This window comes from Bradyrhizobium cosmicum (assembly GCF_007290395.2).
GTDB lineage: Bacteria > Pseudomonadota > Alphaproteobacteria > Rhizobiales > Xanthobacteraceae > Bradyrhizobium > Bradyrhizobium cosmicum.
In genome coordinates, this window is record NZ_CP041656.2 from 5,102,553 (window position 1) to 5,120,319 (window position 17,767).

Sequence of the window (17,767 nt, forward strand, 5' to 3'; positions counted from 1 at the left end):
GCTCAAGATCATTTTCGAAAGCAATATTCCGGGTGCAAACCGGCTGAGGGGCGGGCCTTATGGACGAACTGATCGGGCGGCTGGCGTCGAACGCCAGCATAGATAGTGCTGTCGCTGAAAAGACTGTCGGCATTATCCTGGGCTTCCTCCGCAACGAGGGACCTTCCGACAGCGTGCAGACCCTAATCGATCAGATCCCCGGTGCTGAAGCTGCGATCGAGGCGTCCAAGAGCGGCGGTGGATTGTCGCGACTGATGGGCGGCGGCCTGATGGCCGTCGGCACCCGCCTGATGGGCCTCGGACTTGGCATGTCCGAGATTCAGACCATTGCCCGTGAACTTTTCCGCTACGGCCGAGACAAAATCGGAGCGGATCAGATGGGCAAGATCATCGCGGGAACGCCGGGCCTCAGCCAGTTCGCCTGAGCGACGCATTTCATATCGAGTATCATGACATATCCGATCTCCGAGATTGAGGGCCTGCCGGCCTTTGCCGCCAACAAGTTGAAGGCGCAGGGAATCCGCACGACCGACGCGCTGCTCGAGGCGGCGTCTACCGTGAAGGGCCGCAAGACGCTTTCCGCCAAGACCGGTATCAGCGAGCAGCTGCTGCTCGAATGGGCCAACGTCTCCGACTACATGCGCATCCCCGGCATGGGCCGTGCCAAGGTCGGCCTGGTTCGCGCCGCCGGCGTCACCACCGTGCGGGAGCTCGCCTATCGAAACCCGGCAAGGCTCGCCCAGAGCATGCGCGAAGCCAACGAGAAGAAGAAGCTCGTCCGCATCCTGCCTTCCGAGAAGTCTGTCTGCGACATCATCGCCAAGGCGAAGAAGCTGCCGCCGAAGATCACGTATTAGCTCAAGCCTTCTCCCTTCATTCTCTCCGTCATCGTGAGGTGTGAGGCGCGCGGTGCGCAGCACCGTGCGGAGAGAATCGAAGGATGCACGGCCAGCGCCAGACCGGGCTGTCACCCTTCGAGGGCCGCTCAGGAAGCGGCCACCTCCAGCGACAACGGCTCCGCCGTTGCGCGGGGATGACGGTCATGGAGTGGCGCGCACTGCCCAATCCCGCCTTGAATCCCCCCTCCCCGACCGCTAAAGCGGGCGGCATGAACGCCTCGCCATCCCCATCCGTCCCCCAGGCCGGCTCGGCCGGGCCCGACGTGGTGCGGACATTGCTGGAACGGCCGATCCCGGCAGTGATGGGCGTGCTCAACATCACCCCGGACTCCTTCTCCGACGGCGGCGAGTTCATTGCGCCCGCGCTGGCGCTGCAGCGGGCACGGGCGATGATCGATGCCGGCGTCGACATCATCGACATCGGCGCGGAATCGACCCGGCCCTACACGGGCGCCCGGCCGGTCACGGCGGCGGACGAGATCGCCCGGCTGAAGCCGGTGATGGCCGACCTGGTGGCGCTCGGCGTGCCGGTGTCGATCGACAGTATGAAAGCGGAGGTCGTGGCTTTCGCGCTCGACCAGGGCGTTACGATCGCCAACGACGTCTGGGGCCTGCAACGCGACGCCGCCATGGCGCCGCTGGTCGCCGCAAGGGGCGTCCCCGTCATCGTCATGCACAACCGCGACAACGTCGATTCCGCCATCGACATCGTCGCGGACATGAAGACGTTCTTCCTCCGCTCGCTGGATATCGCCGCCAAAGCCGGCATTGTGCGCGAGAAGATCGTGCTCGATCCCGGCATCGGCTTTGGCAAGACCGCCGAGCAGAGCATGATCGCGCTGGCGCGCTTACGCGAATTCGACATGTTCGGCCTGCCGATCCTGGTCGGCGCCTCGCGCAAGCGCTTCATCGCATCGGTGTCGCCGTCGGAGCCGAAAGAACGGCTCGCGGGCTCGATCGCCGCGCACCTGATCGCCGCCCAGCGCGGCGCCAGGATCATCCGGACCCACGATGTCGCCGAGACCTTGCAGGCCCTGCGGGTGGCACACGCAATCGAGAGCAAGCAATGACCGATACGATCTTCGTGACCGGCCTGTCGATCCACGCTCGCCACGGCGTGATGGATCACGAAACCGAAGTCGGCCAGCGTTTCATCATCGACCTCGAACTCTATACCGATTTGTCGGAGCCTTCGCGCAGCGACCGGCTTTCCGATACGGTGTCCTACGCCGAAGTCGTGGCGACGACGACGGCCGCATTCAAGAACACCAATTACAAGCTCTTGGAGCGCGCGGCCGGCGCGGTCGCGGACGCCATCCTGTCGCACTTCCCGCGCATTCGCGCCGTAAAGATCACCGTACACAAGCCGCATGCGCCGATCGCCGCAATCTTCGACGACGTCGGCATCATGCTGACGCGCTCGCGGCATCCCTGAGATGGCGAGCGTCCTCATTGCGCTCGGCGGCAATGTCGGCGATGTCCGTGCGACGTTCGGAAAGGCCATCGCGCATGTCTGCGGCATGACGCAAGGCGTGCTGGTCGCTCGCTCCTCGGACTATGCGACGCCGCCCTGGGGCGCCGAGGACCAGGATCCCTTCATCAACGCCTGCGTCGAGATCGAGACCGAGCTCGATCCGCACGCGCTGCTGTTCGTGCTGCAGAAGGTCGAACAGAAATTCGGTCGCACACGCACCAAGGAGCGGCGCTGGGGTCCACGCACGCTCGATCTCGACATGATCGCCTATGACGATGTGTCCATGCAGAAGCCTGATCTGACCTTGCCGCATCCGCGCCTGTTCGAACGCGCCTTCGTGCTGGTGCCGCTCGCCGAAATCGCGCCCGACCGTATGATCTCGGGCATTCGTGTCCGTGACGGGCTCGCCAGCGTCTCGACGCAAGGCATTGAGCGGCTTCCGGATACCGGTTAACCAAAAACAACCGTTTGCAGCGACGCCCGGCCGTGGCAATTTCGCCTGCGAATAACAAAGCCGTTTGGGAGCCCTTGGCCGTATGACCTCCGTGACTGACGACCTGCCGCTGGCGGCCGATTTTCCCAAGGCGACCGTCGAAGACTGGCGCAAGCTGGTCGATGGCGTGCTGAAGGGCGCGCCGTTCGAGAAGCTGGTCGGCAAGACCTATGACGGGCTGAAGATCGATCCGCTCTATCCGCGCGCCAAGGGCGTTACGCCGGTGGTCGGACGGGCCGCGGCCGCGCCGTGGCAGATCATGCAGCGGATCGACCATCCCGATGCGGCAGCGGCGAACGCGCAAGCCTTGCAGGATCTCGAGAACGGCGCGACAGGACTTGCGCTGGTATTCGCGGGTGGCACTGGCAGCCATGGCTTCGGCCTGGAACCGACGGCCGATGCGGTCGCAAGGGTCTTGAAGGACATTCATCTCGACGCCGGTATCGGTATCGAACTCCAGATCGGGCCGCAGTCGCGGATGGCCGCGATCCATGTCGCGGAATATGTGAAGAGCAAGGGCCTCGATCCCGCTGCCTGCAACATCCGTTTCGGGCTCGATCCGCTCGCGGCCGGCGCGGTGTGGGGCCACAGCCCTTATACCTGGGACGAAATCGTTCCCGCCGTCACCGGCGCCATCAAGGGGCTCGCCGCGCTCGGATTCAAGGGACCGTTTGCCTCCGCCGACGGCCGCGTCATCCACGATGCCGGCGGCTCCGAGGTGCAGGAGCTCGCCTTCGTGCTCGCCTGCGGTGTCGCCTATCTGCGCGCGATCGAAAGCGCGGGCGTTCCGCTGGAGCAGGCGCAGGGCATGGTCTATGCGCGACTCTCCGCGGATGCCGACCAGTTCCTGACCATGGCGAAATTTCGCGCGCTGCGGCTGCTGTGGGCGCGGATCGAAACCGCGTGCGGACTCACGCCAAAGCCGCTGTTCATTGCCGCCGACACGGCCTGGCGCATGCTGACGCAGCGCGATCCCTACGTGAACATGCTGCGCGCGACCATCGCGACATTCGCGGCGGGCCTTGCCGGCGCCAATGCGATCACGGTGCTGCCGCATACGCTCGCGCTCGGCCTGCCCGATCCGTTCGCGCGGCGCGTGGCGCGCAACACCCAGCTTCTGCTGCTGGAGGAGAGCAACCTTGCCAAGGTCAGCGATCCCGCGGCCGGCGCCGGCGGCATCGAGACACTGACCGCGCAGCTGTGCGACGCCGCCTGGGCGCTGTTCCAGGACAGCGAGAAGGCCGGCGGCGCCTTCGCCGCGCTTCAGCAAGGCGTGTTCCAGAGCAAAGTCGCGGCCACGTGGAAAGCGCGCGACGCCAACATCGCAAAACGCCGCGACGTGCTGACCGGGGCCAGCGAGTTTCCCAACCTGCATGAGCGCGAGACGGCCGTGCTCAAGATGGCGCCGGTCGCGCTCGCACCTTACGGCGAGCAGAAGTACAAGTTCGATCCGCTGCCGCCGATCCGGCTGGCGCAGCCGTTCGAGGCGCTGCGCGACAAGTCGGATGCAGCGTTGAAGGCGCGTGGCACGCGGCCGAAAGTGTTTCTGGCCAATCTCGGCACGCCCGCCGATTTCACGGCGCGCGCGACCTTTGCAAAAAGCTTCTTTGAGGCCGGCGGCATCCAGGCCGTCGACAGCGAGGGTTTTGCCGATCCGGCCGAGCTGGCGGCCGCGTTCAAGGCCTCGGGCGCGGAGCTTGCGTGCCTTTGTTCCAGCGACAAGGTCTATGCGGAACACGCCGAAGCCGCGGCAAAGGCCCTGCAAACCGCAGGCAGCCGACATATCTATCTGGCAGGCCGCCCCGCCGAGGCCGAGGCGGCCCTGCGTGCGGCCGGCGTCACGGGCTTCGTCTTCGCTGGTGGCGACGCGCTGGCGACGTTGCAGGACGCTTACGCCCGGATGGAGCAGGCATGACCGAGGCCAGCAAACCCGTTCTCACCGGCGGCTGCCAATGCGGCGCGGTCCGCTTTGCGTTGACGGCAGCACCGGAGAAGGTTTCGATCTGCCATTGCCGGATGTGCCAGAAGGCGAGCGGCGCGCCGTTCGCCTCGTTTGCCGACATCAACCGGGCTGACTTCGCCTGGACCAAGGGGCAGCCGTCGTTCTTCCGCTCCTCCTCGATCGCCGATCGCGGCTATTGCGCGGCGTGCGGCACCCCGCTGAGCTTCGGCCGCATCGACGGAGATCGCATCGAAATCATGACCGGCGCCTTCGACCGCCCCGACCGGCTGGTGCCGACCCGGCAATACGGAACGGAATCCCGGCTCGGCTGGGTGGTCGGAATCGCCAATCTGCCGAGCCAGACCACGCAACAGAATTACGGGCCGGAGAAGATGGCGACCATCGTCAGCCATCAGCATCCGGACCATGATTGAGCGCCCAATGCGCCACCCCATGATATGGTTGAAACCATGAGCCGCATTCCGAACTTTGCAGACGTCGCTTTCGAGAGAGCCGCCACCGCCGCACCAATCGGCAGTGCCGAGCCGTGGCTGACGCCCGAGGGCATTCTGGTGCAGCCGGCCTATGGCGAGGCTGATCTGGCCGGGCTCGATTTCCTCGAGACCTATCCGGGCATCGCGCCGTTCCTGCGCGGCCCCTACCCGACCATGTATGTCAACCAGCCCTGGACCGTCCGGCAATATGCAGGCTTCTCCACGGCCGAGGATTCCAACGCCTTCTACCGCCGCAACCTGGCTGCCGGTCAGAAGGGCCTCTCGGTCGCCTTCGATCTTGCCACCCATCGCGGCTATGACAGCGACCATCCGCGCGTCGGCGGCGACGTCGGCATGGCCGGCGTTGCGATCGATTCTATCTACGACATGCGCACGCTGTTCGCGGGCATTCCGCTCGACCAGATGAGCGTGTCCATGACCATGAACGGCGCGGTACTGCCGATCCTGGCGCTCTACGTCGCCGCGGCGGGCGAACAGGGCGTGCCGCCAGAAAAGCTCTCAGGGACGATTCAGAACGACATTCTGAAAGAGTTCATGGTGCGCAACACCTATATCTATCCGCCCGCGCCCTCGATGCGGATCATCTCCGACATCTTCGCCTACACCTCGCAGAAGATGCCGAAGTACAACTCGATTTCCATTTCCGGCTATCACATGCAGGAGGCCGGCGCGACGCAGGACCTCGAGCTCGCCTATACGCTCGCCGACGGCGTCGAATACTTACGTGCCGGCATTGCCGCGGGTCTCGACGTCGACCGCTTCGCACCGCGCCTGTCGTTCTTCTGGGCGATCGGCATGAACTTCTTCATGGAAGTCGCCAAGCTGCGCGCCGCGCGCCTCTTGTGGGCGAAGCTGCTGAAGCCGTTCAATCCCAGGGATCCGCGCTCGCTGTCGCTGCGCACGCATAGCCAGACCTCGGGCTGGTCGCTGACCGCGCAGGACGTCTTCAACAACGTGATGCGCACGACGGTCGAGGCGATGGCGGCGACGCAGGGCCATACCCAGTCGCTACACACCAACGCGCTCGACGAAGCGCTGGCGCTGCCGACCGATTTTTCGGCGCGCATCGCCCGCAACACCCAGCTGTTCCTGCAGCAGGAGAGCGGCACCACCCGCATCATCGATCCCTGGGGCGGCTCGTATTATGTCGAGCGCCTGACGCGCGATCTCGCGGCCAAGGCATGGGGCCACATCCAGGAGGTCGAGGAGCTCGGCGGCATGGCGAAGGCCATCGAGGCCGGCGTGCCGAAATTGCGCATCGAGGAGGCCTCTGCCAAGACCCAGGCGCGCATCGATGCCGGCAGGCAGGCGGTGATCGGCGTCAACAAGTACAAGCCGACCGATGAGGCGCCGATCGACATCCTCAAGGTCGACAACACCAATGTCCGGCGCCTGCAGATCGACAAGCTGGCGCGGCTGAAGGCCGAACGCAGCCAGAAGGACGTCGACGCCGCGCTCGCCGCGTTGACGCGCTCGGCCGGCGAAGGCAACGGCAACCTGCTCGCGCTCGCGATCGACGCGGCGCGGGCGAAGGCGACCGTCGGCGAAATCTCCGACGCGATGGAAAAGGTGTTCGGCCGACACCGCGCCGAGATCAAGTCCATCACCGGCGTCTACAAGCGGGAGGCGTCAAGCATGGGTAACCGGGTCGAGAAGATACAAGAGCTGATCGACGCCTTCGAGGAGGCGGAAGGCCGCCGCCCGCGCATCCTGGTCGCCAAGATCGGCCAGGACGGCCACGACCGCGGCCAGAAGGTGATTGCGTCCGCGTTCGCCGACATCGGCTTCGACGTCGACATCGGGCCGCTGTTCGCAACCGCCGATGAAGCCGCGCGACAGGCGGTCGAGAACGACGTCCACATCCTCGGCGTGTCCTCGCTCGCCGCCGCCCACCTCACCGCCGTGCCGGAGCTGAAGGCCGCGCTGAAGAAGCAGGGCCGTGACGACATCATGATCATCGTCGGCGGCGTGGTGCCGCCGCAGGATTACGATGCGCTCTATGCGGCCGGCGCCGAGGCGATCTTCCCGCCGGGCACCGTGATCGCGGATGCGGCCGAGGAATTGATCCACAAGCTGAATGCGCGGCTCGGGCATAGCGAGGCGGCGGAGTAAGTCCGCCGCCGATCTCCGGATTACAAAGGATACGCGTTATGTTCTCCGCGCCAACATTCGTGCGTGCGCTGGCCATGGTCGTGGGTTGCGTCGCATTCCAGGGTGCGACCCATGCCGCCGACCCCAAGCCTGACGCCGTCGTCAAGACCAAAAGCATCGAGGCGCGCGTCTTCCTCGACGACAAGATCAAAGCGGATGCGGCGCTGGCAGCCGATTGCCTCGCCGAAGGCAAGAAGTGGCTGGACAAGAGTGCCGCCGAAGCCGCCGCCTCGCGCAAGGAGGATCCGCAGTTCTTCAAGGACGGTGGCTGGGATTTCGAGCGTAAATATGCGATCCGCTCGGTGGTCGCCGACCGCTATGTCAGTGTGCTGCGCGACGACTACATGAACACCCGCGGGGCCCATCCCAATTCGGACGTGAACACGATCCTGTGGGACAAGGCCGAGAACAAGCGCATCTCGATCCGCCCGTTCTTCACCGAGACCGTCGATAAGGGCCCGACCATGAAGGCGATGGCGAAGGCAGCGATCGCCTCGCTGACAATCGAGAAGAAGAAGCGCGATACCAGCGAGACCGCGACCGACGAATGGTTCAAGGGCGTGGCGCCGAGCCTGCTCAAGATCGGCGCGGTGACGCTCGCGCCGTCGACCGAAGCGGGCAAGAGCTCCGGCCTCACCTTCCACTATCCGCCCTACGCAGTCGGCCCCTACGCCGAGGGCGAATATGTCGCATTCGTGCCGTGGGAAACGCTGAAGCCCTACCTCACCCCAGAGGGCACACGCATCTTTGGCGGTGCGCGGCCGAAGGGGGACGGGGACGAGCCGCAGTGACCATGTCCTGAGCAGCGACAGGTTGCTCACAGCGCTGTGGTAGCGCTACCTTGCAGCGACCCGGCAAAGCCGACTAGAATGCCGCCATTAAGAGCGCCCGGTTTCACGGGCGCCGCTGGGAGGCATTGATGTCCAAGATTACGCGCCGCGCCTTTGCGGCCTCTTCCGCTGCGGTTGCAGCATCCGCCGCATTCGGCCTCACACCCGCGCGCGCACAGGCCTATCCGGCCCGGCCGGTCACCGTGATCGTGCCCTGGGGCGCGGGCGGCGGCACTGACGCCACCGCGCGTATCGTCGCAGCGCTGCTGGAAAAGGACCTCGGCCAGCCCTTCAACGTGGTCAACCGCACCGGCGGTTCCGGCGTGGTCGGCCATAGCGCAATCGCGACCGCGCAGCCCGACGGCTACACCATCGGCATGCTCACCGTCGAAATCTCGATGATGCACTGGCAGGGCCTCACCGACTTGACGCCGAAGAGCTATACGCCGCTTGCGCTGATGAACGAGGATCCGCCGGGCATCCAGGTGTCCTCCTCCTCGCCCTACAGGACGGTGAAGGAACTCGCCGACGCCATCAAGGCCGCGCCTCCTGGCAAGTTCAAGGCCTCCGGCACCGGACAGGGCGGCATCTGGCATCTGGCATTGGTCGGCTGGATGCAGGCGATGGGCCTGCCGGCCAACCAGGTCGCCTGGGTGCCGTCGAACGGCGCGGCGCCCGCGATGCAGGATCTCGCCGCCGGCGGCCTCGACCTCACCACCTGTTCGGTGCCGGAGGCACGCGCGATCATCGAGGCCGGCAAGGCCAGGAGTCTGGCGATCATGGCGCCGGCGCGCAACCCGATCTTCAAGGACGTGCCGACGCTGAAGGAAGCGATGGGCATCGATTACGCGACCGGCGCCTGGCGCGGCATCGGCGCGCCCAAAAACCTGCCGCCGGAGCTCGCAACGAAACTCACCGCGGCGCTGAAGAAGGTCTACGACTCCGCCGAGTTCAAGGACTTCATGAGCAATCGCGGCTTCGGGACCGTGTGGGGCGATGCCGGCCAGTTCGGCAGCTTCATGGACAAGGGCGACGCCCAGATGGGCGAAGCGATGAAGGCCGCGGGCCTGAGCAAGGCGTGACCTTCGTACCTCGCCCCGCCTGCGGGGAGAGGTCGCATTCGAGCTCCGCTCGAATGCGGGTGAGGGGGACTCTCCGCGAATCCAACTCTCACCGCCCCCGCGGAGAGCCCCCCTCACCCCAACCCTCTCCCCGCAAGCGGGGCGAGGGAGCAGGCCCCCCGAAACTCTGACAGGATTACGTCATGCGTCTTCCCGACTCCGTCACGGGATCGTTTCTCGTCGCGCTCGGTGCGGCTTCTGCCTATGGCGGCTATATCCTGCCGCCGGTACCGGGGCAGCCGGTCGGCCCCAACGTATTTCCGCTGGTGATCGGCATCGGGCTGGCGCTGTGCGGGCTCGCGATCGTATTCGGCATCGGCCATTCCTTCGAGGAGGAGGAAGAGCTGATCCCGCTCGAGGACGGCCAGACTGCCGCGGCGCCGCCGCCGCAAGGCAAGCTCTACGGCCTGCGCGCGCTGCTGCCGCCGGCGCTGCTGCTGTTCTACGTGATCGCGGCCGACCGGCTCGGCTTCATCATCACCGCCGCGCTCATGGTCTATGTGACCTCGACCGCGTTGGGGGCCAAATGGAAGCTGGCGCTACCGCTCGCAGCGCTCTCCCCGTTCGCCATCCACCTCATCTTCGGCAAGCTCCTGCGCGTGCCGCTTCCTGCCGGCCTCCTGCCGACGCCCTGGTGATCCCATGCTGAAGAGCCTCATCGAAGCGTTCGCGCTGATCTCCACCTGGGAGGTCATCATCGCGATGTTTGCAGCTTCCGTGTACGGGCTGGTGATCGGCTCGCTGCCCGGCCTGTCGGCGACGATGGCAACCGCCCTGCTCGTCCCCGTCACCTTCTATCTGTCGCCGATCGCGGCGATCGCGACCATCGTCGCGGCGTCCTCGATGGCGATCTTCTCCGGCGACATCCCCGGCGCGCTGCTGCGCATTCCCGGCACGCCCGCCTCCGCCGCCTATGCGGACGAGGCCTACGCCATGACCCGCAAGGGCCAGGCCGAGCTGGCGCTCGGAGCCGGCGTCTGGTTCTCCGCCGTCGGCGGCATCGCCGGCGTGCTATCGCTGATGATTCTGGCGCCGCCGCTCGCCGAGATCGCGCTGTCGTTCTCGACCTACGAATATTTCTGGCTGGCGCTGCTGGGCCTGATGTGCGCCACCTTGGTCGCACGCTCCTCGCCGGTGAAGGCGATCGCCGGCATGTTCCTCGGCCTGCTGGTGTCCTGCATCGGCATCGAGAATCCCGGCGGCGTGCCGCGCTTCACCTTCGGCCTCACCGATCTGTTCGGCGGCATCGAGCCGATCCCGGCGCTGGTCGGCGTGTTCGCAGTGGCGCAGGTGATGCGCGCGATGCTGACGCCCGAACCGCCACCGCTGCCGCGGCGCAAATTCGGAAGCATCATGGCCGGTCAGTGGAAGCTGACGAAGAAATATCATTGGCAGATGACGCGTGGAAACATCGTCGGTATCATCATCGGCGTGCTGCCCGGAGCCGGCGCCGACATGGCCGCCTGGGTCTCCTACGCGATGTCGAAGCGCTTCTCCAAGGAGCCGGAGAAATTCGGCACCGGCCATGTCGAGGGCCTGGTCGAGGCCGGCGCCAGCAACAATGCTAGCATCGCTTCGGGCTGGGTGCCGTCGCTGCTGTTCGGCATTCCCGGCGACACCATCGCCGCGATCGCGATCGGCGTGCTCTACATGAAGGGCCTCAATCCCGGCCCGACGCTGTTCACCGAGAAGGCGTCGAGCATGTATGCGATCTACCTGATGTTCATCATCGCGAACATCATGATGATCCCGCTCGGCATCGCCATGATTCGGATTGCCGCCTACATCCTGCTGGCGCCACGCTCCGCCATCATGCCGATCATCATGCTGTGCTGCGCGGTCGGCTCGTTCGCGATCGGCAACAACATGTTCGGCGTCGTCACCGTCGCCGCCTTTGGCGTGATCGGCTACGTGATGGAGGCGAACGGCTATCCGGTGGCTGCGATGGTGCTCGGCATCGTCATGGGCACCATGGTCGAGCAGGCCTTCGTCACGTCGCTGATCAAGTCGGACGGCAGCATCCTGCCGTTCTTCGAGCGCCCGGTCGCCGCCATCCTCGCCGCCATGGCGATCGGCGCGCTGCTGTGGCCGGTGATGGTCTGGGCCTGGCGCAAGATGAAACCGGTGCGGACGGCGGTGGCAACAAGCAGGTGATATGCAGCGGGCGGCTCTCGCCTGCCCTGCCGGGGCGTTGTAAAGTAGGGCATGACTGAGAAGAAGGCCCCGCTCGACATCAAATCCCTCGCCCGAGATCTCCGTTCCGGCAGCCGCGCGGCCCTCGCCCGGGCTATCACGCTCGTGGAGAGCCGCCGTAGCGACCATCAGGCGCTGGCGCGCGAACTGGTGCAGATGCTGCTGCCCGACACCGGCAGGGCGTTTCGGGTCGGCATCACGGGATCGCCGGGCGTCGGCAAATCCACCACCATCGACGCGCTCGGCACCTATCTGATCGAACAGGGCCACAAGGTCGCGGTGCTCGCGGTCGATCCGTCCTCGGCGCGCAGCGGCGGCTCGATCCTCGGCGACAAGACGCGGATGGCGCGGCTCTCGGCCTCCGACGACGCCTTCATCCGCCCCTCACCCTCGTCGGGCACGCTCGGCGGCGTGGCGGCGAAGACACGCGAGGCGATGCTGCTGTGCGAGGCCGCCGGCTTCGACGTCGTGCTGGTCGAGACCGTCGGCATCGGCCAGTCCGAGACGGCGGTCTGCGACATGACCGACTTCTTTCTCGCCCTGATGCTGCCGGGCGGCGGCGACGAGTTGCAAGGCATCAAGAAGGGCCTGGTCGAGCTCGCCGACATGATCGCCATCAACAAGGCCGACGGCGACAATCTCAAGCGCGCCAACGTCACTGCAGCCGACTATCGCGGCGCGCTGCATATTCTGGCGCCGAGATCGGAACACTGGCATCCCCCCGTGATCACCTACTCGGCGCTGGCGGGCACCGGCATCGCCGAACTCTGGCAAAAGGTCCTGGATCATCGCAAGGCGATGAACGCGTCCGGCGATTTCGCCGCGCGGCGTCGCGACCAGCAGGTGAAGTGGATGTGGTCGATGCTGGAGCAGCGCATGCTGGCGCGGCTGCGGAGTGAGGCGTCTGTACGGACGAAGGTCAAGAAGATCGAGGCGGAGGTGGCCGAAGGCCATCTGACGCCGGCCATCGCCGCCGAGCAGATCCTGGAGTTGCTGCAATGAGCGATAAGCTGCGCATTCTCCTGACCGGCTTCGGGCCGTTCCCCGGCGCGCCCTACAATCCGACCCAGCCGCTGGTCGCGCGGCTGGCGCAACTGCGCCGCCCCGCGCTCGACGATGTCGCGATCGCGAGCCATATCTTTCCGGTGACCTATGCCGCGGTCGACCGGCAATTGCCGGAGGTGCTCGCAATGGAGAAGCCGGATGCGCTGCTGATGTTCGGACTCGCTTCCCGCACGCCCTATTTGCGCGTCGAGACCCGCGCCCGCAACGCCGTCACCATGCTCTGGCCCGATGCCGCCAACACCCGCTCGAGCAAGCGCGGCATCGCCGGCCATGCGGATGCGATGACGTTCGGCCCGCACACGGCGAGGCTGCTGCGCGCCGCGCGCCTCACCGGCATCGACGCGCGATCCTCGCGCGATGCCGGCGCCTATCTCTGCAATTACCTGAGCTGGCGCGCGATCGAGAACGTCAAGGCGGATGGGCCGCGGCTCGCCGCGTTCATCCATATCCCCCTGCTCGCACGCAGCGGCGCGGTGCGACGCAAGGGCGCGCGACGGATCACGCTGGACGAGCTGGTGGATGCCGGCGAGGCGATGCTGATGGAGTTGGTGGGAATGGCGCGGAAGGCGCGGAGCATGCCGGCTTCGTAGGGTGAATTGGCGCGGCGTAATTCACCTCTTCTGCATCGGCAGGTTCCGTACTCGCGGTGATAGGGTGGGTTACGCCTACGGCTAACCCACCCTACGGCACCTCCCTTGCGGTAAACATTTAACCCTACCGCAAACTATCCCGACGACCGCAGCTGCCCTGCGCTACCTAATCCTCGCGGACACGTCCCGCGTCCGCGGAAGGACGCGTCATGGATCTCAACCGCCGTCATCTCATCGGAGCCTCGACTGCCGGCATCGCCGGCGCGCTCGCCATGCCGGCCGATGCTGCGCGCGCTGCGCCGCTGACGTCGCTGCTTGGCCGCGATGCCACCCAATATGGCGTAAGGCCCGGCAGCAGCGAGGACCAGACGCGTGCGCTACAGCGCGCGATCGACGAAGCCGCACGCGCGCAGGTGCCGCTGGCGCTGCCGCCCGGCGTCTATCGCAGCGGAATGCTGCGGCTGCCGAATGGCGCGCAACTGCTCGGCGTGCGCGGCGCGACGAAATTCGTCTTCACCGGCGGGGCCTCCGCGATCCAGAGCGACGGCGCCGATGCGATCGGCCTCACCGGCATCACCTTTGACGGCGGCGGCATTGCGCTGCCGACACGGCGTGGGCTGATCCATGTGCTCGGCGGGCGCGACGTCCGCATCACCGATTGCGAGATCACCGGCTCCGGCGGCAGCGGCATCTGGCTCGAGCAGGTGTCCGGCGACATCTCCGGCAACATCTTCGTCAACATCGCGGTGACGGCCGTGGTCTCGTTCGACGCCAGGGGCCTCAGCGTCTCCCGCAACACCATCACCGGCACCAACGACAACGGCATCGAGATCCTGCGCACCACGATCGGCGACGACGGCACGCTGGTTGCCGACAACCGCATCGAGGACATCAAGGCCGGTCCCGGCGGCTCGGGCCAGTACGGCAACGCCATCAACGCCTTCCGCGCCGGCAACGTGATCGTGCGCGGCAACCGCATCAGGAATTGCGACTACTCGGCCGTGCGCGGCAACTCGGCCTCGAACATCCACATATCAGGCAACAGCGTCAGCGACGTGCGCGAGGTCGCGCTCTATTCGGAATTCGCGTTCGAGGCCGCGGTGATCGCCAACAACATCGTGGACGGTGCTGCCGTCGGGGTCTCGGTCTGCAATTTCAACGAAGGCGGCCGCATCGCTGTGGTCCAGGGCAACATCATCCGCAACCTGATCCCGAAGCGGCCGATCGGCACCGCGCCCGACGACGATGCCGGCGTCGGAATCTACATCGAGGCAGATTCATCGGTGACCGGCAACGTGATCGAGAACGCGCCGTCCTACGGCATCGTCGCCGGCTGGGGCAAATATCTGCGCGATGTCGCGATCACGGGCAACGTGATCCGCAAGGCGCTGGCCGGAATCGGCGTCTCCGTGGTGCCGGGCGCCGGCACCGCGCTCGTCAACAACAACATGATCTCGGAAACCCCGCGCGGCGCCGTGGTCGGCCTCGATCACGCGCGCGCGGTGACGTCGGACCTGTCGGCCGACGGCGCGCAGCGGTTCGCGCAGATCGTGGTCGGCGGGAACGCGGTACGGCGTTAGAACGCGTTCCGCAGGAGCGGGTACTTCGCTTCCAGGCCGTCGAGGCTGAAGGTGAATTCGACGACGCGCTCGGAGGCCGTGACGATTTCGGCGGCCGGCGGAGCGAACTGGGGCAGCAGCGTCGCCATTGCGGCCGGCCTGGTCGGCGGTGGCTTCACAGCCGGCGCAGTGGACGGCGCGATGGCAGCGTGTGCAGCGACTGGCGGCCTTACGACGGGTGCGGTGAGCGGTGCCCTCGCGGCGGGTGCCCTGAGCGGTGCGACGGCATCAGGTGCCGTGAACAAGGCCACCGCAGCAGGAGCCGCCAGCGGCGTGGTCGGGACAAGCGGCGCTTCGGTGATTTCGGCCAATACGTCCGGCCTGGGATCGAGCCTGACCGGCACGGCGGTCTCGGGGGCGATGTGCACGGCCTTCGGCTGCATGGTCTGCGCGGGCTGCTCGCGCGGCGCTATGCGGGGCATTGCCGCTGGCGACCAGCCAAAGGCGGGCGTAACCCGCGCAGCTGCCGCAGCGACGTCGTCGCCAGTTACGAGCGCGCGCCAGGCCTGTACGGCACGCTTGGCTTCCTGGATGTTTTCGAGGAATGAGATCTCGGAGTGATAGCGGCGCCAGCGTCCCGTCTCGAACATTTCGGACAGATGCTCCAGCCGCTGTTCGGCGAGCGCGCACCAGCGCGCTGCAACGTCACGGCTAACTGCCGCGCCTTGGCGATGTGTCATGAACCAGCCCGTCGAGGAAAAAATACGGACGCGACGCAACGCAAACGAATCAATTTAGACGCGACATGAATATTTTGTGGAAAAGTTTTGACTTGTCCAGCAAGGACACGGAATTCGGGAGGAAACACCGTAGTCGTGCGGATATTTGCTGTGTTTTCGAGTCAAGCTTCGCGCAAGCATGACGGACGTGCGGTGGGCCGCTCGGGCGACGGCGGTGAACGCGGGCGCGATCTTTCAACCGGGAGCTGAACGATTGATGAGCTTCAAAGAAACAGACGCCCCAAAAGAAAAGACCCGTCCGGGGGGACAACCGGACGGGTCGAGCCATATGGGCGCTTGGGGTGGATGGGCGCTCGCGCCTAATATGACTGATGGGGAGGGATGACCGCTCCCACATAATTTGGTCGTGGCAGCGGGCAGGACGTTCAATGCGGCGTTGGATTTTTTGACCTTCGCTGCGCGTGCAATCTTGTCGCAGCCGCTATCGTGTCGCCGGCCTATCCGCCTGAGAAACCGCAGCTTTATCATCCGCGCTCGACAACGAGGGTTGCTCAATGGCGCGAACGCTGGGCTCGTCGCGACGCTTCTCGGCATCTTCACGTTTTGTTGTACCTGAGGCCGCCGCGACCGGCGTCGCGCTGTCGGCTGGAACAGCCATGACCGCGGCAAAAGCATCAGCCTCACCGTCGCCGAACAGATCATCACGCCCGGGTGAACCGAGGTCGCGCGCGGTCTTCGCCAGCGTCATGCGCAGCGCTTCCGGCTTCAGCGCGTAGTTGCGCTCGAGCAGCAGCGCGGCGACGCCGGAGACATAGGCCGCCGAGAACGAGGTTCCCGAGGTCATCTGGTACTTTCCATCAGGCGCCGGCAGGAAGATGTCGACGCCAGGCGCGGCCAGCGCGATGTAATTGCCCCGGTTGGACGCCGTGAACAGCTTGTCCTGCTGGTCGGTCGCGCTAACCGCGATCACGTTGGGATTGGCGGCGGGATAGAGCGGCGGGGATTTGGCGCCGGCGTTGCCGGCCGCCGCGATCAGCACGAGCCCGCGCCCGGCGGTCGCGGCGATGGCGCGCTCGATCACCGCGTCCTTGGGGCCCGCAAAGCTCATATTGACGATCTGCGCGCCGTGCTCGGCGGCGTAGTTGAGCGAGCGCAGGATGACGTAGGACGAGCTCTGGGCCCCGCCCGTGGTGCCGCCGAAGGCGCGGATGGCGATGATGCGCGCCTCGGGCGCGCTGCCCATCAGCTTGGCATGCGCAACGATGGCGCCGGCGATGCCGGTGCCGTGGACGTGCGGGCCCTCGGTGCTGCCCAGCGCATCGAAATTGTCGGCGACGGAATGAGCGAGCTCGGGATGCCCGGCGTCGATGCCGGAATCGATCACGGCAACCGTCACGTTGGCGCCGTGCGCCAGGGTATGCGCCTGCGGCAGGCGAAGCTTGGCCAGCGCATATTGCGCGGGGTCGCCTTCGATCGGCACGGACGATTTCTGGTCCTGGAGCACATAGCGGAAGTTCGGCTGGACCGAGCGCACGCTGCCGTCGGCGGCGAACTCGCGCCGCACCGTCTCGGAGGGCCGGCCGTCGGTGATGCGGAACAGGCCGATGGTGGCCCCGATCAACGGAAAATTCTCGGATGAGACGCGCGTCAGGCCGTGCCGGCGCGCCAGCTCGTCGGCCTCGGTCAGCGACAGCGCGCTGTCGATCTCGGCGACGAATTCGCCTGCGAAGGTCCGCAGGTTCACGGCAACCGGCGTGTTGTTGCGGCGGCCGTTGCCGGCGCTCTTCTTGCCGGACTTTCCAGTGCCGTCGCCATCTGCATCCGGCTGCGCCAGGCACTCGCCGGCGGCGTCTCGATAGGGCGCGGTGCAGGCGGGATAGAGGTTCGGCGAATAGCGCGCATAGGGCAGCACCGGCGTCGGGGCCATCCGCGCCGAGATCCGGGGCGTCGTGGCGGCGATCCTGGGCGGGCCGCGGTCGACGGCCACCACTCTGGCCGCCATACCGGGACTGGCGCGCGCAGCGATGCTGGGAGAAATGGTCGGGGTGCGTGTCGGGACGCTGATCGTGGGCGTGCGCATGATCGCCTGCGCCTGCGCGACCTCGACGCCAAGACAGGCAGCAAGCAGAAGGCCGGCTCCGACCGACGAAGCATAGGCCCCGGATCTTGCCCCACTCTCGGACTTGCGCGTCATC

The 17,767-nt window shown here is 66.3% G+C and carries 17 protein-coding genes; 15 read left to right on the top strand and 2 right to left on the bottom strand.

Annotation, left to right across the window (positions count from 1 at the left end; translation table 11 throughout):
- Nucleotides 1-59: 59 nt before the first annotated feature.
- From FNV92_RS24645 to FNV92_RS24715, 15 genes are all read left to right on the top strand, one after another.
- Nucleotides 60-425 carry a hypothetical protein gene (locus tag FNV92_RS24645; RefSeq protein ID WP_015687407.1) on the top strand — a complete coding sequence of 122 codons (366 nt, stop codon included), beginning with the start codon at nt 60-62 and terminating at the stop codon, nt 423-425.
- 24 nt (nt 426-449) lie between these two features.
- Entirely contained in the window at nt 450-857 is a 408-nt protein-coding gene (locus tag FNV92_RS24650; RefSeq protein ID WP_143844187.1) for a DUF4332 domain-containing protein, read from the top strand.
- A 251-nt stretch (nt 858-1,108) separates the two neighbouring features.
- Entirely contained in the window at nt 1,109-1,969 is an 861-nt protein-coding gene (gene folP, locus FNV92_RS24655) for a dihydropteroate synthase (protein WP_143844186.1), read from the top strand.
- Nucleotides 1,966-2,334, top strand: a complete 369-nt coding sequence (gene folB, locus FNV92_RS24660; RefSeq protein WP_015687410.1) for a dihydroneopterin aldolase — start codon at nt 1,966-1,968, stop codon at nt 2,332-2,334. Before folP ends, folB begins: the two co-directional genes overlap by 4 nt.
- A 1-nt stretch (nt 2,335) precedes the next feature.
- Entirely contained in the window at nt 2,336-2,827 is a 492-nt protein-coding gene (gene folK, locus FNV92_RS24665) for a 2-amino-4-hydroxy-6-hydroxymethyldihydropteridine diphosphokinase (RefSeq protein ID WP_143844185.1), read from the top strand.
- Between the two features lie 82 nt (nt 2,828-2,909).
- Nucleotides 2,910-4,781: a methylmalonyl-CoA mutase family protein gene (locus FNV92_RS24670; RefSeq protein WP_143844184.1), complete on the top strand. Its 1,872-nt coding sequence runs from the start codon at nt 2,910-2,912 to the stop codon at nt 4,779-4,781.
- A complete protein-coding gene (locus FNV92_RS24675) occupies nt 4,778-5,242 on the top strand; it encodes a GFA family protein (RefSeq protein WP_143844183.1) in 465 nt (154 codons plus the stop codon). The genes FNV92_RS24670 and FNV92_RS24675 overlap by 4 nt, the downstream gene beginning before the upstream one ends.
- 36 nt (nt 5,243-5,278) lie before the next feature.
- A complete protein-coding gene (gene scpA, locus FNV92_RS24680; protein WP_143844182.1) occupies nt 5,279-7,435 on the top strand; it encodes a methylmalonyl-CoA mutase in 2,157 nt (718 codons plus the stop codon).
- A gap of 74 nt (nt 7,436-7,509) precedes the next feature.
- Nucleotides 7,510-8,265 (top strand): RsiV family protein, encoded by a 756-nt coding sequence (locus FNV92_RS24685; protein ID WP_143846222.1) that lies wholly within the window; start codon nt 7,510-7,512, stop codon nt 8,263-8,265.
- A gap of 128 nt (nt 8,266-8,393) precedes the next feature.
- Nucleotides 8,394-9,386, top strand: a complete 993-nt coding sequence (locus FNV92_RS24690; protein ID WP_143844181.1) for a tripartite tricarboxylate transporter substrate binding protein — start codon at nt 8,394-8,396, stop codon at nt 9,384-9,386.
- Nucleotides 9,387-9,568: 182 nt separating this feature from the next.
- Nucleotides 9,569-10,063, top strand: coding sequence for a tripartite tricarboxylate transporter TctB family protein (locus FNV92_RS24695; protein ID WP_015687417.1), 495 nt, complete (start codon nt 9,569-9,571; stop codon nt 10,061-10,063).
- Between the two features lie 4 nt (nt 10,064-10,067).
- Entirely contained in the window at nt 10,068-11,579 is a 1,512-nt protein-coding gene (locus FNV92_RS24700) for a tripartite tricarboxylate transporter permease (RefSeq protein WP_143844180.1), read from the top strand.
- Nucleotides 11,580-11,630: 51 nt separating this feature from the next.
- Nucleotides 11,631-12,620 (top strand): methylmalonyl Co-A mutase-associated GTPase MeaB, encoded by a 990-nt coding sequence (gene meaB, locus FNV92_RS24705; RefSeq protein ID WP_143844179.1) that lies wholly within the window; start codon nt 11,631-11,633, stop codon nt 12,618-12,620.
- A complete protein-coding gene (locus FNV92_RS24710) occupies nt 12,617-13,273 on the top strand; it encodes a pyroglutamyl-peptidase I (RefSeq protein ID WP_143844178.1) in 657 nt (218 codons plus the stop codon). The genes meaB and FNV92_RS24710 overlap by 4 nt, the downstream gene beginning before the upstream one ends.
- Nucleotides 13,274-13,482: 209 nt before the next feature.
- Nucleotides 13,483-14,853: a TIGR03808 family TAT-translocated repetitive protein gene (locus FNV92_RS24715; protein ID WP_143844177.1), complete on the top strand. Its 1,371-nt coding sequence runs from the start codon at nt 13,483-13,485 to the stop codon at nt 14,851-14,853.
- Here FNV92_RS24715 and FNV92_RS24720 read toward each other — a convergent pair.
- Nucleotides 14,850-15,572, bottom strand: coding sequence for a TIGR03809 family protein (locus FNV92_RS24720; RefSeq protein ID WP_143844176.1), 723 nt, complete (start codon nt 15,570-15,572; stop codon nt 14,850-14,852). The genes FNV92_RS24715 and FNV92_RS24720 overlap by 4 nt on opposite strands.
- A 481-nt stretch (nt 15,573-16,053) precedes the next feature.
- Nucleotides 16,054-17,766, bottom strand: coding sequence for a S8 family serine peptidase (locus FNV92_RS24725; RefSeq protein WP_143844175.1), 1,713 nt, complete (start codon nt 17,764-17,766; stop codon nt 16,054-16,056).
- Nucleotide 17,767 lies beyond the last annotated feature (1 nt).

Coding starts and splice junctions, on each gene's coding strand:
- FNV92_RS24670 (WP_143844184.1), top strand. CDS start 2,910: ATGACCTCCGTGACTGACGACCTGCCGCTGGCGGCCGATTTTCCCAAG.
- folP (WP_143844186.1), top strand. CDS start 1,109: ATGAACGCCTCGCCATCCCCATCCGTCCCCCAGGCCGGCTCGGCCGGG.
- folK (WP_143844185.1), top strand. CDS start 2,336: ATGGCGAGCGTCCTCATTGCGCTCGGCGGCAATGTCGGCGATGTCCGT.
- scpA (WP_143844182.1), top strand. CDS start 5,279: ATGAGCCGCATTCCGAACTTTGCAGACGTCGCTTTCGAGAGAGCCGCC.
- FNV92_RS24645 (WP_015687407.1), top strand. CDS start 60: ATGGACGAACTGATCGGGCGGCTGGCGTCGAACGCCAGCATAGATAGT.
- FNV92_RS24685 (WP_143846222.1), top strand. CDS start 7,510: ATGGTCGTGGGTTGCGTCGCATTCCAGGGTGCGACCCATGCCGCCGAC.
- FNV92_RS24675 (WP_143844183.1), top strand. CDS start 4,778: ATGACCGAGGCCAGCAAACCCGTTCTCACCGGCGGCTGCCAATGCGGC.
- FNV92_RS24720 (WP_143844176.1), bottom strand. CDS start 15,572: ATGACACATCGCCAAGGCGCGGCAGTTAGCCGTGACGTTGCAGCGCGC.
- FNV92_RS24725 (WP_143844175.1), bottom strand. CDS start 17,766: ATGACGCGCAAGTCCGAGAGTGGGGCAAGATCCGGGGCCTATGCTTCG.
- FNV92_RS24690 (WP_143844181.1), top strand. CDS start 8,394: ATGTCCAAGATTACGCGCCGCGCCTTTGCGGCCTCTTCCGCTGCGGTT.
- meaB (WP_143844179.1), top strand. CDS start 11,631: ATGACTGAGAAGAAGGCCCCGCTCGACATCAAATCCCTCGCCCGAGAT.
- FNV92_RS24700 (WP_143844180.1), top strand. CDS start 10,068: ATGCTGAAGAGCCTCATCGAAGCGTTCGCGCTGATCTCCACCTGGGAG.
- folB (WP_015687410.1), top strand. CDS start 1,966: ATGACCGATACGATCTTCGTGACCGGCCTGTCGATCCACGCTCGCCAC.
- FNV92_RS24650 (WP_143844187.1), top strand. CDS start 450: ATGACATATCCGATCTCCGAGATTGAGGGCCTGCCGGCCTTTGCCGCC.
- FNV92_RS24715 (WP_143844177.1), top strand. CDS start 13,483: ATGGATCTCAACCGCCGTCATCTCATCGGAGCCTCGACTGCCGGCATC.
- FNV92_RS24695 (WP_015687417.1), top strand. CDS start 9,569: ATGCGTCTTCCCGACTCCGTCACGGGATCGTTTCTCGTCGCGCTCGGT.
- FNV92_RS24710 (WP_143844178.1), top strand. CDS start 12,617: ATGAGCGATAAGCTGCGCATTCTCCTGACCGGCTTCGGGCCGTTCCCC.